The organism is Streptococcus gallinaceus, from assembly GCF_024170225.1.
Taxonomy (GTDB): Bacteria; Bacillota; Bacilli; order Lactobacillales; family Streptococcaceae; genus Streptococcus; species Streptococcus gallinaceus.
In genome coordinates, this window is sequence record NZ_JALJXU010000009.1 from 21,330 (window position 1) to 36,827 (window position 15,498).

At 43.0% G+C, this 15,498-nt stretch carries 16 protein-coding genes and 1 other RNA gene; 5 read left to right on the forward strand and 12 right to left on the reverse strand.

Annotation, left to right across the window (positions count from 1 at the left end; translation table 11 throughout):
* Window positions 1-7: 7 nt before the first annotated feature.
* From J2T50_RS09450 to J2T50_RS09470, 5 genes are all read right to left on the reverse strand, one after another.
* Window positions 8-1,420 (reverse strand): cell division site-positioning protein MapZ family protein, encoded by a 1,413-nt coding sequence (locus tag J2T50_RS09450; RefSeq protein WP_253366056.1) that lies wholly within the window; start codon window positions 1,418-1,420, stop codon window positions 8-10.
* An 11-nt stretch (window positions 1,421-1,431) separates the two neighbouring features.
* Entirely contained in the window at window positions 1,432-2,595 is a 1,164-nt protein-coding gene (locus tag J2T50_RS09455) for a THUMP domain-containing class I SAM-dependent RNA methyltransferase (RefSeq protein WP_253366057.1), read from the reverse strand.
* 136 nt (window positions 2,596-2,731) lie between these two features.
* Window positions 2,732-3,105, reverse strand: an RNA gene (rnpB, locus tag J2T50_RS09460) — RNase P RNA component class B.
* An 11-nt stretch (window positions 3,106-3,116) separates the two neighbouring features.
* Entirely contained in the window at window positions 3,117-3,446 is a 330-nt protein-coding gene (gpsB, locus tag J2T50_RS09465; RefSeq protein ID WP_253366058.1) for a cell division regulator GpsB, read from the reverse strand.
* 73 nt (window positions 3,447-3,519) lie between these two features.
* Window positions 3,520-4,053, reverse strand: coding sequence for an SLOG family protein (locus J2T50_RS09470; RefSeq protein WP_253366059.1), 534 nt, complete (start codon window positions 4,051-4,053; stop codon window positions 3,520-3,522).
* A 71-nt stretch (window positions 4,054-4,124) separates the two neighbouring features.
* On the opposite strand from J2T50_RS09470, the gene recU reads away from it, so the two are divergent.
* The 3 genes from recU (at window position 4,125) to rsmG (ending at window position 7,687) form a co-directional block, all read left to right on the forward strand.
* Window positions 4,125-4,733, forward strand: coding sequence for a Holliday junction resolvase RecU (gene recU, locus J2T50_RS09475; RefSeq protein ID WP_253366060.1), 609 nt, complete (start codon window positions 4,125-4,127; stop codon window positions 4,731-4,733).
* The gene (pbp1a, locus tag J2T50_RS09480; RefSeq protein WP_253366061.1) at window positions 4,726-6,906 is read left to right on the forward strand and encodes a penicillin-binding protein PBP1A; all 2,181 of its coding nucleotides are present in this window, start codon (window positions 4,726-4,728) and stop codon (window positions 6,904-6,906) included. The genes recU and pbp1a overlap by 8 nt, the downstream gene beginning before the upstream one ends.
* Window positions 6,907-6,973: 67 nt before the next feature.
* Window positions 6,974-7,687 (forward strand): 16S rRNA (guanine(527)-N(7))-methyltransferase RsmG, encoded by a 714-nt coding sequence (rsmG, locus tag J2T50_RS09485; protein WP_253366063.1) that lies wholly within the window; start codon window positions 6,974-6,976, stop codon window positions 7,685-7,687.
* Window positions 7,688-7,781: 94 nt separating this feature from the next.
* Here the strand turns inward: rsmG and J2T50_RS09490 are convergent, their stop codons facing one another.
* The 7 genes from J2T50_RS09490 to trhO all read right to left on the reverse strand — a co-directional run bounded on the left by J2T50_RS09490 (window position 7,782) and on the right by trhO (window position 13,469).
* A complete protein-coding gene (locus J2T50_RS09490; protein ID WP_253366065.1) occupies window positions 7,782-8,087 on the reverse strand; it encodes a hypothetical protein in 306 nt (101 codons plus the stop codon).
* Complete coding sequence (locus J2T50_RS09495; RefSeq protein ID WP_253366066.1) at window positions 8,071-8,769, reverse strand: hypothetical protein; 699 nt, start codon at window positions 8,767-8,769, stop codon at window positions 8,071-8,073. Before J2T50_RS09495 ends, J2T50_RS09490 begins: the two co-directional genes overlap by 17 nt.
* A 24-nt stretch (window positions 8,770-8,793) precedes the next feature.
* Window positions 8,794-8,997, reverse strand: a complete 204-nt coding sequence (locus J2T50_RS09500) for a YSIRK-type signal peptide-containing protein (RefSeq protein WP_253366068.1) — start codon at window positions 8,995-8,997, stop codon at window positions 8,794-8,796.
* Window positions 8,998-9,222: 225 nt separating this feature from the next.
* A complete protein-coding gene (locus J2T50_RS09505) occupies window positions 9,223-10,065 on the reverse strand; it encodes an energy-coupling factor transporter transmembrane component T family protein (RefSeq protein ID WP_253366070.1) in 843 nt (280 codons plus the stop codon).
* Window positions 10,062-11,732 carry an ABC transporter ATP-binding protein gene (locus J2T50_RS09510; RefSeq protein WP_253366072.1) on the reverse strand — a complete coding sequence of 557 codons (1,671 nt, stop codon included), beginning with the start codon at window positions 11,730-11,732 and terminating at the stop codon, window positions 10,062-10,064. The genes J2T50_RS09505 and J2T50_RS09510 overlap by 4 nt, the downstream gene beginning before the upstream one ends.
* A 47-nt stretch (window positions 11,733-11,779) precedes the next feature.
* The gene (locus J2T50_RS09515) at window positions 11,780-12,430 is read right to left on the reverse strand and encodes a uridine kinase family protein (protein WP_253366074.1); all 651 of its coding nucleotides are present in this window, start codon (window positions 12,428-12,430) and stop codon (window positions 11,780-11,782) included.
* 52 nt (window positions 12,431-12,482) lie between these two features.
* On the reverse strand, window positions 12,483-13,469 hold the full coding sequence (gene trhO, locus J2T50_RS09520) for an oxygen-dependent tRNA uridine(34) hydroxylase TrhO (RefSeq protein ID WP_253366076.1): 987 nt from the start codon (window positions 13,467-13,469) through the stop codon (window positions 12,483-12,485).
* A gap of 107 nt (window positions 13,470-13,576) precedes the next feature.
* Here trhO and J2T50_RS09525 point away from each other — a divergent pair, with 107 nt between their 5' ends.
* Window positions 13,577-14,905, forward strand: a complete 1,329-nt coding sequence (locus J2T50_RS09525) for a DUF3114 domain-containing protein (RefSeq protein WP_253366078.1) — start codon at window positions 13,577-13,579, stop codon at window positions 14,903-14,905.
* Window positions 14,895-15,491 carry a hypothetical protein gene (locus J2T50_RS09530; protein ID WP_253366080.1) on the forward strand — a complete coding sequence of 199 codons (597 nt, stop codon included), beginning with the start codon at window positions 14,895-14,897 and terminating at the stop codon, window positions 15,489-15,491. The genes J2T50_RS09525 and J2T50_RS09530 overlap by 11 nt, the downstream gene beginning before the upstream one ends.
* Window positions 15,492-15,498 lie beyond the last annotated feature (7 nt).

Below are 15,498 nucleotides of genomic sequence, written 5' to 3' on the forward strand. Positions count from 1 at the left end.
ATTTTGATTAAAAATCCAAGGCATCCGCGTGACCAGAACCATTTCCTACGAAATAGCCAGTTTTTGCATTGATGGAGAAGAGGTAGGTACCATCTGGTTTGTAAAGGTTATAGTAGCCTTTGCCGTTGATGATATTGACCTTTTCAAGGATATATTGATTGCCAGAAACGTAGCCACGTGCTTGAGAGGTTGCAATGATTTTTTCCAGAACTCCTTCATTGAAATTCCAAGCTTCATTGGTTGGATCGTTGTTGATTTTGTCCCAATCATAAGGCACACGGCTCAATTCACGTTGCAAGGTTACTCCTGCTGGAATCGCGATACCATACAATGGATTGTCCCCAGCAATAACAGCCGAAGTCGTTCCTGCTGGAGTAGCTGGTGCCGGTGCTGGTGTTGTCGTAGCTGATGGTGCAGAAGAAGGTGTCTCTGCTGGAGTAGCTGGTGCTGGTGCTGTGCTTGCCGCTGATTTAGCTGCTGAGGCGTTAGCCTGTTGGGAACGACCAAAGTTTACTGCTGAAGCAATCGCTGCATCAACACTTTCCAGTCCTGTCGCCGCTGCAGTTAGGTTTTGCCCTTCTTTTACAGTCGCACTGGTATCCACTTGACCATCCTGGATGACAGCCTTGTCAAACTGACCATTGAGCGCTTGAACAGCCTTGATGGCTTTTTCTAAGTTATCATACTTAGCTTTTGCGTCTTTGTAAGCTGTTGACTTGTTATCAATCCTATCTAATAAGGCTTTCAAGTCAGCTAATTTCCCAAATTGACTATTTTTCAAGTTTTTCAGGCTTGCGTCAGTGAAAAATGTCTTATAGAGATTTTCAAAGTTAGTAACAGCTACATCTGCTGCGCTGGAACTAGTCGTACTAGATTGGCTTGTGGTCGAAGAAGAAACGGTCGTCTTCGTATTTTTGTCACTACCATTCATCCAGACAAATACTGAGGCTAAAATTCCCACAAACAGAGCCACTAAAGCAGCCCAAATCCAGATTTTTTTCTTAGAATCCGGTGCAGGGGCCTCCTCCTCAGTCGACACTTCCCATTCCTCATCGACTACTGGGGTGGGAGTTGGTTTAGGAGCAAGAACAGGGACTGGCTCGATGACAGCCATTGCTTCCTCAACGACCTTTTCTTCAACAGGAAGGTCAATGTCTTCCTTGGCTTGAACTTTATGGATACCCAGTTCTTCTATTTTTTCACCTACCGTCAAGTCTTCTTCCTTGATGATGGGTATATGAACTTTTGTCTCAAACTTGTCCGCCTCAATTGCCTCGCGGTGCTTTTTGATATAGCGATCCAAGATATTATCATCTTCCGAAATGCCCACTTCCAAGTCTTCTTGTCTGCGCGCTGCTTCGCCAACTGTCATTTCCTTGGCTTTTTCAAAATCCAATACTTCTTCGTCTTTTTCTGCCACAATGCTTCCTCCTATTCCTGTTCGAGTTGAACTCGTTTCACACGTTGACCAAAATATTGATAGAGGTCCACTTTCAAGGTCCCGTTATATAATTTTCTTTTCTTGTCTGCTAGACTGCCATACCGTTGCTCGAATAATTCGTCACTAGTTAAAATAAACTTAGACCAGGTTTTCAGCGGTGCGAAGGTATCCCCCATTTCGCGATACAACTTGACAATTGCCTCGTCGTCCAAAAGCCGTTCCCCGTATGGTGGATTGGAGACAATAACCCCGTTGACCTTATCCGTGTGCAAATCCTGCAACCGCATCTGCTTGAAGGTAATATCATTTTCCACACCAGCTGCAAAGGCATTTTTCTTAGCAATCTCAACCATTCGGCCATCAATGTCAAATCCTGAAATGTCTAATTGGAAATCAGACTTAATGGCTTCCTGGGCTTCTTTTCGCTTCTGCTCCATCAAGGCCGCGTCCATCCAGTTCCACTCTTCAAAAGCAAATGAACGCTTGAGACCAGGTGCCATATTGCGCGCAAGCATAGCGGCTTCAATACAGAAAGTTCCTGAACCACAGGTTGGGTCAATCAGGGGTTTGTCTGGGTACCAGTTGGACAAGAGCAAAATAGCTGCCGCCATATTTTCCTTGATCGGCGCACCACCTTTTTCCACACGATAGCCGCGCTTGAAGAGGCTTGACCCTGTCGTATCAATCAAAACAGTTGCTATATCCTTTAAAATAGAAACTTCAATCTTGAATTCTGCTCCGACTTCTTGCAAAGGAACACCTTCCGGGCGCGAAAAATGTTTTTGCAACTTCTTAACAACTGCTTTTTTGGAAATAGCCTGTACAGAAGGCTCATTGTGTAATTTTGACTTGACACATTTTGCTTTCGAAATCGGGAATTTACAACCTAAAGGCAAGTAATTCTCCCAATCCAGCCCAAAGACGCCTTGGAAGAGCTCCTCAAAAGTGCGGGCAGGAAATTGTCCTACCACAATCTTGATGCGGTCTGCAGAGCGGAGCCACAAATTGGTCTCCATAATCGCGGCTTGGTCTCCGACGAAACGAACGCGTCCATTTTCAACCTGACAATCATAGTTCAAGTTGCGTAGTTCGCGTCCCACAACTGCCTCTAAACCTGCAGCTGCTGTCGCAATCAAATTAAATTGTTTTTTCATATGTCCTCTATTTCAAAAGGGAGGATCACTCGCCGATTTTTTATCAAATCAAACACCGTCAGCCACTCCCCGATATATTTCTCTAAAATCAGAAAGTCTAGGTACTTTCGTCCTAGACTATACCTATTATGCAATTTTCTATAAGCCATGTTTTGTTCCAGTGGTACTAGGCACTACCACCTTCGATAATCATCTGTCTACTGTTTCCAGTCAGGAAATTCGTTCCATAAAAATGCTTTTCCGTCTTTCCCATGCCCCTACCAAAGTTTGGGTTGCTAGCTTGAGGGGTTTACCGCGTTCCACTTCTCACGTTTCCCTGAGAACTCCGTCACTGTGGCACTTTCAGACCTATTCAAACTTATCCGAAGACTTAGTCCTTTCGATCGCCGTAACGCCCGAAGACGTCCCTAGGCTTATGCATTCGCCTAGCACAAACACTACCGGCATCACAGCCAGTGCTAGCATGGACTTTCCTCATGATAGTTTGCTATCACGCGATTATCCAAAAATTGCACGATATATTAGTCTTGAGCGATTTGCTTGCCGAAGACTTCTTTTTCCAATCGGTTTAATCGACGCAAAATGTCAAAGTTGGTAGCAGATGATGTGCGTTCTGTACGCAAAGTATCTGTCGCTTCAACAGCCGATGAACTTGGACGTGAGCTATTTGCAGAAACGGCTTTGAGACGAGCAATTTCACCTTTTAATTCTTTGATAATTGCTTCATAGGCATCATAGTCTTTCATGATGTCATCCAAGAAATCATTCACCTCATCCTGGTCGTAACCACGGAAACTTGACTTGAAATCTTGCTCAAAAATGTCTTTAGTTGTGTACTTAATACTTGCCATTCCTCACTCCTCGTTCTATAAAAATGTCGCTACCTCTATTATATTAAAAAATCAAAGTAAAAATCAAGCTAAATTACTCATTTTCTTCAAAATTTTCGGCAACTTCATTTAGTCGGTCAAAAGTAAGCGTTTTTCTAGTATATCCGTCTTTTTTTACCATGTCATGAACCAAATATTTCAAATTTGTTTCATTTTCATTATCGTAAAATAAATAAGCACCTTCTGTATTTTCCAGCAAGAAACGATTATAATCTCTAAACTGTCCTGGATTTTGATAGTGGGGGAAGGCAAATTTTGTGAAATCAACTGCCTTAAAGGATGACAGTTTCAGTTGATTGGCTTCATTCCAGTTTTCTCCATGATTTTCAAAACAAAAAATCGTTGCAAGTTGACACTCATATCCTTCTGATTTTAATTCTTTTAAGACTTCTAGCGTCCAATACTCAAAACCGAGGTTCCCAGTAAAAATAAACCATTCTGCTCCATCTTCCAATAAACGAATCAGGTCTTCTCGAATCGCCTTTTTTATAATAGGTAGCCGCTGGTCCTTGTCTGAAAAAATCCCCAAATCTGTGTGCCGGTAACCCGAAACTAGCACTGTCTTCATACGCTTTACTTGAACCTACTTCTCATTTTATGATATAATATACTGATAATAGTGTATCAAGAAGGAGTCATATGGTCAATTATCCACATGGTGTTCGAAAATCACAAAGTCAAACACCGAATGTTCCGAAGAAAAAACAAGTGGACTTTGCCAACCGTGGAATGACCTTTGAGGCAGCCATCAACGATAGCAACCAATACTACTTGGCTCACAATATTGCTGTTATTCATAAAAAGCCTACGCCTGTTCAAATTGTGAAAGTGGACTATCCTAAGCGAAGTCGGGCAAAGATTGTAGAAGCCTACTTCCGCCAAGCCTCCACAACGGACTATTCTGGCGTTTTTCAAGGACATTATATTGATTTTGAAGCCAAGGAAACTCGGCAAAAAACAGCTATGCCCATGAAAAATTTCCATGCTCACCAGATTGAACACATGCAACAAGTGCTCGACCAACAGGGTATCTGCTTCGTCCTCCTTCATTTTTCAAGTCTGAAAGAGACCTATCTTTTACCTGCCAAACCCTTGATTGATTTTTATCGTATCGACCAAGGACGACGGTCCATGCCCCTTGAGTATATCCGGCAGCATGGCTTTGCATTGAGTATGGGGACCTTTCCTAGTCTTCCCTATCTCAACATTGTTGAAAAAAATCTTTTAGGTGGTGAATCCATTGAATAATACGAACCTTAAAAAAATCCTTACGATTGCAGCTAATGTGCTGTTGACTGGATTTTTAATCGCCTTTCTAGCTGGTGCTGGGCTCGCTGCCTACTACCTTTCTTCGACGCCAGCCTTGACCGAAAAAGCCCTAACGGCAACTACTTCTAGTAAAGTTTATGACAAAGATGGTAATCTCATCGCAGACTTGGGTTCAGAAAGACGTTCCAATGCCAAAACATCTGAAATTCCGACTGACTTGGTCAATGCGATTGTGTCTATCGAAGACCAACGTTTCTTCAATCACCGTGGTGTAGATGTGGTCCGGATTGCTGGAGCCCTCCTTCACAATCTGAACGGTTCCAGCCTTCAAGGTGGGTCTACTCTCGATCAGCAATTAATTAAATTGACCTACTTCTCGACTTCTACTCAAGACCAAAATATCAAGCGTAAGATACAAGAGGCCTGGCTGGCGATGCAGTTGGAACGCCGCAATACCAAACAAGAAATCATGACCTATTACGTCAACAAGGTCTACATGTCGAATGGTAACTACGGTATGAAAACCGCTGCTAATACCTACTACGATAAAGAGTTAAACCAACTCTCCCTTGCCCAATTGGCACTGTTAGCAGGAATGCCGCAAGCGCCGAACCAGTACGACCCTTATACACAGCCAGAAGCCGCCAAACACCGTCGTGACCTTGTCTTGTCTCAGATGTTAGAAAAAAAATACATCACCCAAAAACAATACAAGGAAGCAACCGCTACTCCTGTAACAGACGGACTTCAGTCCCTCTCATCAACAGCAGCCTACCCAGCTTACTTGGACAATTACCTTAAAGAAGTTATCGAAGAAGTTCAGGAAAAGACAGGCTACAACCTACTAACAACCGGTATGAGCGTTTATACCAATGTGGACTCAGCTGCTCAAAAACAATTGTGGGATATCTATAATTCTGTTGACTATGTCAACTTCCCTGACAATACGCTCCAAGTAGCTTCGACAGTTGTCGATGTCACAAACGGACGTGTCGTTGCCCAACTTGGTTCACGAAATCAATCGAGCAATGTTTCATTTGGTACCAACCAAGCAGTGGAAACCAACCGCGACTTTGGTTCGACTATGAAGCCTCTTACAGATTATGCTCCTGCCTTTGAAAATGGCGTACTGGCTTCCACAGCAGATGTGATTGCCGATGCACCATATAATTATCCTGGTTCAACAACTCCTGTCTACAACTGGGATCATGGCTACTACGGCAATATTACATTCCGTACTGCCCTCCAATATTCACGAAATATCCCAGCGGTTAAGATGTTGGAAGCAACTGGTTTAGGTAAAGCAAATTCCTTCCTTAACAGTGTTGGAATCTACTACCCCGACCTCCTCTACTCAAATGCCATCTCAAGTAACACAACAGATGCCACCAATAAATACGGCGCTAGCACTGAAAAAATGGCTGCTGCCTACGCATCATTTGCTAACGGTGGAACTTACAATAAGCCTTATTATGTGAATAAAATTGTCTTTAGCGACGATACTGTCAAAGAGTACGCTGCTGACAGCAAGAAAGTAATGTCAGCGGAAACAGCCTACATCATGACAGATACCTTAAAATCAGTTATGACATACGGAAATGGTCTGAATGGTGCTGTTTCTGGAGTTCCTATGGCCGGTAAGACAGGTACTTCTAACTATTCAGACGATGAAATCACAAAAATTTTAGCAGTGAATGAAGCCGCTAATTATAGTACCATGGTGGTTCCTGATGAAAACTTCGTTGGTTTCTCTACCAAGTATGCTATGGCAGTCTGGACAGGATATACCAATCGTTCTACACCAGTGTTAGACAATGGTATGCTAGTGGCTACTGATGTTTATCGCAATATGATGAGCTATCTGAACCCCGTAGAAACTGCGACTGACTGGGAAATGCCAGACGGCCTCTACCAATCCGGCATTTATCTCTATATGCGTGGTAAGACCGGTAGCTACAATTCCTACAAAAACAGTTACAACTACCAAGGCAATACGACTGCCGCTAGCTCAAGTGTAGCTAGTACTGAGCAAAGTTCATCGACTTCAATAACCGAGGTAAGCAGCACAGAATCATCTGCTACAACCACTGCCTCTACTACCGAAACAACGAGCACCAGCTCAGCAAGTTCTCAAGCAACGAGTGGTCAATAATAGAAAACATAGAAGCCAGTTGGATTCTATGTTTTTCATTTTCTCCTCTTTGTGATAAGATAGGTATATGAAACCAGAAGAATTTTACACCGCATTAGAAGCAGCAAATATCTCCTTAACCGACCAGCAAAAGCAGCAATTTCATCGTTATTTTGAGCTTTTGGTCGAGTGGAATCAAAAAATAAACTTGACAGCCATTACAGATTTGGAAGAAGTCTATCTCAAGCACTTCTATGATTCTATCGCACCGATTTTGCAAGGGCATATCAAAAATGAAGACATTCGTCTGCTCGATATCGGGGCAGGGGCTGGATTTCCTAGTCTTCCCATGAAAATCATCTATCCAAACCTTGATGTGACGATTATTGATTCCCTCAATAAACGCATCAACTTTTTAAACTTATTGGCCGAGGAACTTGGTTTAGATAAGGTACATTTCTACCACGGACGGGCGGAGGATTTCGCCCAAGATAAGCTTTTTCGCGCACAATTTGACATGGTTACTGCTCGCGCCGTTGCCCGCATGCAGGTCCTGTCGGAGCTGACCATTCCCTACCTCAAGGTCAACGGTCGCCTCATCGCTCTAAAAGCTTCTAACGCCGGTGATGAATTGCTTGAGGCCAAAAACGCTCTTACTCTCCTTTTTGCCAAGGTGTTAGAAAATGTGGATTACAACCTGCCAAATGGCGACCCGCGCAACCTGACTATCGTTGATAAAAAGAAAGAAACACCCAACAAATACCCGCGTAAAGCTGGTTTGCCAAATAAACGACCTTTATAGACTGAACCTTGATTTCAGTCTTTTTTGGTACTAAAAAATCCCTCTAAGAGGGATTTTTCTGCTTTGACCAAACAAATGACTTCGTTAAGGTAAATTAGCTTCTTTTGCGACCTGTTACGATAGCTCCTACTAAGCTTACCAAAGCAAGAAGGATATCAAGTCCGTACAATACTGGTGATTTCGTCTCACCTGCTTGTGGGAGAACTTTTTTCTCAGTCACTTCAACCGCTGGTGTTGCGGTTACTTGAGTTGGTTCTGTTTTTGTTTCAACAACTTCTTGTGGTGCTACTTGCGGTTGGCTTACTGTGATAGCACCGATTGCAGCACACGCTTTATCTGCTGAAGCGTGTGCTTCTTCCATATTTTGAGCTGCATTGATTATCTCAGTTACTTTCTGCACTAATGTGAGCTACGTCTGCTTCCTTCGCTTCTTTTTCAGTTTCTGGCATAGTAGAAGCTGAAATTTCTACTTTTTTACCTGTTACTACACTTTCTACTTTTGACAAAATAGGGGCAACATCTAGTTTTGCTTCACCGTAGACAACAGCGTATTCACTAAAGTGGCTTACTTCAAATGATACAGATGTTGCTGTCGCGTTAGAAATAGCCAAATTTTCTGCCGCATCCAACAATACATAATAAACAGCAGTCGCTTGCTTAGTAGTTGGAATAGTCACTGTCACAGGAGCCGTAATCTGTACTTTTTCTCCTGCAGCATTATACAAGTTGATGTCGTACAAGTCGTACTCTTTCCCTTGAAGGGCTGGAGTAATTGCATCTGCCTGACGGACGATTTCAATTCTTTCTGCTCCGTTCAATGCTTTGTGGCTACCTGAGATTGCGATACCTGTTGAATCATTTTTCAATGTTTCAATTTTATTATTTGCGATAGCTTCAAGTTGACGGTTGCACTCTGCTTCATCAATATTATCTGAGGCAGCTGAGATACCACCTGCAAGATCTGAGGTAGCTGGACCTTCTTTGGGCGCTACTGCTTCTTTTGTTTTAGCAATAATACCCAATTGACGGCTGCGTTCTGCTTCATCAATGATATTTATAACATCTAGAATTCCTCCTGCCAAGTCTTTTGCACCGATAATTCTTAATTAGCGTTTTCGTTCCTCCGTATCTACTGCTGCTGAGATAAATGATGAGTTTGATTTTGGAGCATTGGCCAATACTGTATTCACCTGTTTAGCGCCAACTAGGCCTAAACCAATCAGTACAGATGCTGCACCTATCGCAAACTTGCGAATACCAAAGTGTTGTTGTATGTTGAAAAGAGTCTTTTTACGTCTTCTTTTTCTCATATATCCCCCTCTTGGCCCTAAATAACCAAATATATTATTTTTCAAATATTTTATAATAATTAATTTATAAAATCATTAAACTAATTAAAATATAATTGTAATCTATTGCATGTCTTGAGGGTTACTTTGTATATGCTCATATAAATTTTTCCGAAGCGTAAAACTAATCATCGGTGACATACAAAACAACAAACTTTCCAAGGAAAGTTTGTTGTTTCATTTATCTTAGAAACTGGCAGCCCATGGATTGTAAAATCGACCGTGATTGTGGATAAGTAGGCCAACTGTCAGGCAGATGAGTGCAACTAGAAACAATAGAATCAGGTAATCGACCTTATTCATCTGTTGGTAACTGTACCAAGTCCGCTTTTTATTTTTCCCGAAGCGACGCAGTTCCATAGCCGTTGAAACGGTATCAATGCGTTCAAGCGATGAGAAAATCAGAGGTGTGATGAGGACGAGATTTCCTTTTATCCGCTGCAAGAGGGGCGCCTTTTTCGACAATTCTAGACCACGCGCTTCTTGAGAAAGGCGAATCGTGTAGAATTCCTCCTGGATATCAGGAATGTAGCGCATCGTTAAGCTGACAGCATAGGCAATCCGATAAGAGACCCCAATCCGATTGAGACTGGAGGCAAATTGGCTCGGATGGGTTGTCATCAAAAAGATCAGAGCAAGTGGCACCGTTGAAAAATACTTGAGGGCAAGATTTGCTAAGTAAAACAATTCCTGACTCGTTAGGGTGTAGTGCCTGATTCCTTGCCATAGAACTGTCCGCTGACCGTAGAGGTCCACTCCGTATTCTGGCGCAAAGAAATAGACCATGACGACATTCAAGAGGGCAAATACAATTGCCAAGATGAGCACAAAGGACACATCTTTGAGGCGAATCCGCGACCATTTAAATAAACACAAGGACAGAATTCCCAATCCAAATATCAGTCTCGTATCATAGGTCACCATGACCAAAATAGAGACAATCAGAAAGGTGAGTAGCTTGGTTACAGCCGATAAACGGTGGATAAAACTGTCTCCTTTTTGGTAACCAATCAATCGTTGTTGGCTCATTGATTACCTCCTTCCTGCATATACAGATATGTCAACTGTAACGGGTCCACTCCCAAGCGCTCAGCCAGGGTAAAAATGCTGGTTTCTTTTAGATTAGCCTGCCGAATCAATAGCGGATCACTCAGGATCTCAGCAGGACTCGCGTCTTCAATAATCTGTCCGTCCACCATCACCAAAGCCCTATCCGAATAATCCAACATGAGCTGCATGTCATGCGTAATCATAATGATGGTATGTCCTTGTCGGTTGAGCTCAGTGAGAAATTCCATGATTTCAGTGTAATTTCGCTTATCCTGACCCGCCGTCGGCTCATCTAGAAGGATAATTTCTGGATTCAACACCAGGATAGAGGCAATCGTAACGCGTTTTTTCTGTCCATAGGACAGGGCTGTGATGGGCCAATTCCGATAGGCATAAAGGCCGCACGTTTTCAGTACCGCATGGACGCGCTCTGTCACTTCTTCTTCGGAAACATGGCGGAGTCGTAAGCCCATCGCCACCTCGTCAAACAGCATGGCCTGGCTAAGCATCTGATTTGGATTTTGCAGGACATAGCCAATTCGTTCTGCTCGTTCCTTGACGGAGTCATTCGAGATAGACTGACCTTGCCACTTCAATTGGCCTTGCGCTTCTAAAAATCCACAAAGTACCTTGGCAAGCGTAGACTTGCCTGCACCATTTTTCCCAACGATTGCAAGGCGTTCTCCTTTGCGAAGTTCAAAACTAATCTGCTCTAAGGCTGCTCCCTGATCATAGGCATAGGACAGAACAATGGCTTCTAACAAGAGTGGACCATCGCTCTCATGAATGTCCACAAATGGTAATGAGGGATGCTGGAGCGAGGTTAGGTCTAACTTTTCTAGTCGACTGAGATGTTTTGAGGTTTCAATCGGGTAGCCCAAAGTCCGCAAAGTTGAGATATAGAGCGGCTCACGGATACCATTTTCAGCTAGTAGAGTCGTTGCAAGCAAGTCGTCAGGACTACCATTGAAGACAATGCGTCCTTCATTCATCAAGACGATTCGGTCAACAGAGCGGTGTAAAACATCTTCCAATCGGTGCTCGATAATGATGGTGGTCGCACCTTCTTCCCGATGCAAACGGTCAATCAAATCAATCGTATCTTGCCCCGCTTGCGGGTCTAGATTAGCCAAGGGTTCGTCAAAAAGTAAAATTGGACTTTCATCGATCAAGACACCCGCCAAACTAACACGTTGCTTCTGTCCACCAGATAAATCCTGTGGCCGATGGCCAATCAAGTTCTGCAAATTCAAGCGGTCAGCCCAGTCCGATACACGAGACTGCATCTCAGGGAGGGCTACCATATCATTTTCTAAGGAGAAGGCCAAATCTTCTTCCACGGATAGGCCGATAAATTGACCATCTGTGTCCTGTAAAACAGTTGACACCAGCAATGACTTTTCATAGATAGACATGCTAAAAGCGTCTTGTCCATTCATTAGAAATTGCCCACTTGCTTTTCCTTTATAGGTGTTGGGAATAAGTCCATTCAGACATTGGCCTAAGGTCGACTTGCCTGAGCCAGATGGCCCCAGAATTAAGACTTTTTCCCCTTGATAAATTTCCAGATTTACATCTTTCAAGGTCGGCTCTTGTTGCGTCAGGTATTGAAAGGTAAAATCCTTGCATTCAATGATTTTTTTCATGTTACTATTATAGCGTAAAAAGGGGTAATAAAAAAGGCTAGGATTCCTTAATTTCTAAAGGAATTCGCCTCGATGAGAAATTGGCCCTGCGAATCATTAATGAGAATATCAAATTCATTCTTATAGGGTTCCATGTAAAGCTGATATTGCCTTCTTCTGCGATCTGCATTTTTCTGGACAAAATCGGGAATCCGGCCTCGTTCTGCCACATCACGCGCCAGCTTTCTTGCCAACTCAGTCTCTGCATCAGTATAGATGTAGATGGACAGGTCAAACAAGTCCTTTTCCAGAAAAGTTGGTGACATGCCTTCTACAATCGTAATGGGCTTTTGTCCTTTGAGGATTTCCTCTTTTTGCCACGGCATGTCCGGTGTCAAGAGGTCCATTCCTCTTGATAGGGCTGAAATATCCCGTTTAAGACTGATCAATTCATGTCGAGCGGGATGACAGGCTGTGATGGAGGCTTCTACCGCTTGCCCCTCCATCTCATAACGTAGGAAAGCCTGGTCGCTAATCTGCCCCGGAATAACATAGAGGTCTCCAGCCAGGACATTGACCTCTTCTTTTCCTAAATACTGTGCTAAGTCAGCCGCTAAGGTCGACTTCCCAGACGCTCCATGCCCGCAAATCCGAATGGTAACCGATGATTTTTGGTCGCAGAACCGCCCGATGACTTCCATTAATTCTTCTTTATTCATACCTATAGTATAACAAAAAAACAAATCAGACAGGCTGATTTGCTTTGATTTTTTAAGTACCAACGACTTCTGGTAATTCTTCACCGATGGCTTCCAAACGAGCTGCCCATTCTTCGCGAGACAAGCCGTTTTCTTCGACATAGCGGTTGCGCTCATGCGCACGACATGCTGCTGAACAACCACGAACATAGGCATGTTCTGTTTCTTCAGACATGAAGACTTGTTCGTTACAGTATGGGTTTGCACAATTTACATAACGTTCGCATTCTTCGCCAGTAATATGGTCGCGTCCGATGACTGTTGGATTGACGCGGTTGATTGGCACAGAGATACGCTCGTCAAATACATACATAGCACCATCCCAGAGTTCGCCCATCACTTCAGGGTCTTTTCCGTAAGTCACGATACCGCCGTGAAGCTGGCCGACATCTTTAAAGCCTTCGCGAACCATCCATCCAGAGAATTTTTCACAACGTACGCCACCTGTACAGTAGACAACGACACGTTTTTCCATGAATTTTTCTTTGTTATCACGCACCCATTGTGGCAATTCGCGGAAGTTACGAATGTCAGGGCGGATAGCACCACGGAAGTGACCAAGGTCGTACTCGTAATCATTACGCGTGTCAAGAACAACTGTATTCTCGTCCAACAAGGCAGCTTTAAATTGTTGCGGGTTGAGGTACTCACCCGTTGTTTCAAGCGGATTGATGTCGCTATCAAAATCATTGTCTTCTAAACCAAGGTGAACAATTTCCTTTTTGTAGCGAACAAACATTTTCTTGAAGGCATCGCGTGGCTCTTCGTCAAACTTGAACCAAAGGTCTGCAAAGCGCTCATCGCTGTGAACCCAGTCCATATACTTTTGAGTTGTTTCGTAGTCACCAGAAACGGTACCGTTAATCCCCTCATCTGCAATCAAGATACGACCTTTGAGTCCGATTGATTTACAAAAATCCAAGTGCTCTTGAGCATATTCTTGTGCGTTTTCAATGGGAACATATTTATAATAAAGCAATACACGAATATCGTTAGACATTTCTAATTTCTCTCAATCTTTTAATGTTACCTTTCTATTGTACCGATTTTGACAAGAGATAGGAAATAATTTGACTGAAAATCAAGTCACTATGCTATACTAAAAGTATGAAAAAAGAATGGATTTTACTCATCAGTATCGTCATTTTTGGATTGGGAGTCTGGGCTGGTTACTTCTTCTACCGAACGGAACTAAAGGCTGACCAGTCAGCTTCTCCTTTTAAATACATCCGCAATGATAAGCCCAAAAAGGCATTGGCAAAAGCACCACAGGTCTATGTGACTATCCACAAAGATCTGTTATCTGACGACCAACAAGAAAACGTCAAGGCCAAGTTAACTCAACAAATTCAGCAACTGCAAAAGGACGGCTGGTCAAACAAGGCCATCTGGAAGGGCTACCTCTATCAAATGGAACGTCAAACATCAGACAAGGATATCTTCGCCTATCTGGACCAGCGGTTTGCCGAAACCAAGATTTTTGGCTCCACAGCCTTTTCAGACCTCTGGACGCATTCACCTTATAAAAAGTCTCGTAAAGTTGCCCGATTTTTATTAGAGAAAACCATGGACATCGTTAGAATGCCGGAGGACTTGTCTGGTCAACCAAGCCAAACACAGCAATTGATTGCCAAGTTCGACACTCAACTCGAACCAGACGATAACTTTTGGAAATATTTTTCCAAAACAGTACAAGTCGCATTTCCTAAAAACAGTCTCTCTGATGAGTCCGACATTTTGGCACGAAAGGTTCATCAATTCCGCTATGTCATCTCTTCTCAACAAGCCCAATGGGTGCGAACCAACTACAAGAAAAAAGGAATGACCGATGCCCAAGCTCTAGCTGTCTACATGAAAGACATGGATGAGATGAATTCCTTCCTCGAGCAAACCGGAATCGTTGAGTCCGATTACTACTACGACTATAATTACGGCGAATCTGCACGACTTCATAACAAAATCGCCGTGACAGTAGATGGTACAGGCATTGTCACTATCCATCATCCCGACAATATCAACCAAGTGAATTTCAAAATCGTCATGGATTTCTATAGCGAATTTATCTTGGATGAGGCAGGAAATTTCCTCAATGAAGTGGATGCCGAAAAGATTACCGAAAACGGAGTCATCAACGGGGCAAGTTACAACTATGCAAATGAAAATAACGCCCTGCACCGCACCTTAGATGTCAAACCCATCCGCATCCACGACCCGGAATTTCGGAAAAACTTTTCTAAAAAAACAGCCCTTCATTTTCGAACACCAAATCGCTTAAAAGACCCTAAAGCAGCTACTCAACGGCAAAAATGGGAAAATTCCTATTTCAATCCTGACGGAAACTTTGCCATCGCAAAACAATCTGCTGCTGATCGTGTCAAAAATAGCATTCAACTATTTCAAAAACTGGTAGAGGAGACCAAGAAAAATGAACACTAAATTCAGAAAAAAAACGATTTACCTGCCCCTTGGACTCTTACTAGTCACAGGAATGGGCATGGCGATTGGCTACGCTCTTTCTCGACAAGCACCAACCTCTCAGCAAACCGACGAACCTCTAGTCAAGGAAATAAAAATCGGAAAAACCTACGAAATGTACGGTGAACTCAGCCTCATCGACGACCGTCACTATATCTACTTAGTAGATGACACGGATTATGAAAGCGAAGAGGAGTTAGAGGAAATCCAAGAAGAAAACTATCCGGAAGAGGTCTACCCAACTCTCTACTACTATCAAGGAGACTACAAGCGAGAGGGGGACGATATCTATCTCAAACCCACAAAAGAAATCAGCATTGCATTTGAAACCCTTGCCGATGTCAAGAAAAAACAATATTTCCAACTAAAGGAAACTGCATTGACAGACGACTACGAAGACCAACCTCAACTCGTCAAAAAAGAGGGAAGCTACCAAGTTCAAACTGGAGATGACGACGGTTTCGACCTTGCACCATCTTCTACAAAACTCGCAAAATCTGTCACAGAATTACTCAGTAACTACAAAAAAGTAGAAAAAAAGGACTAGTTAAACT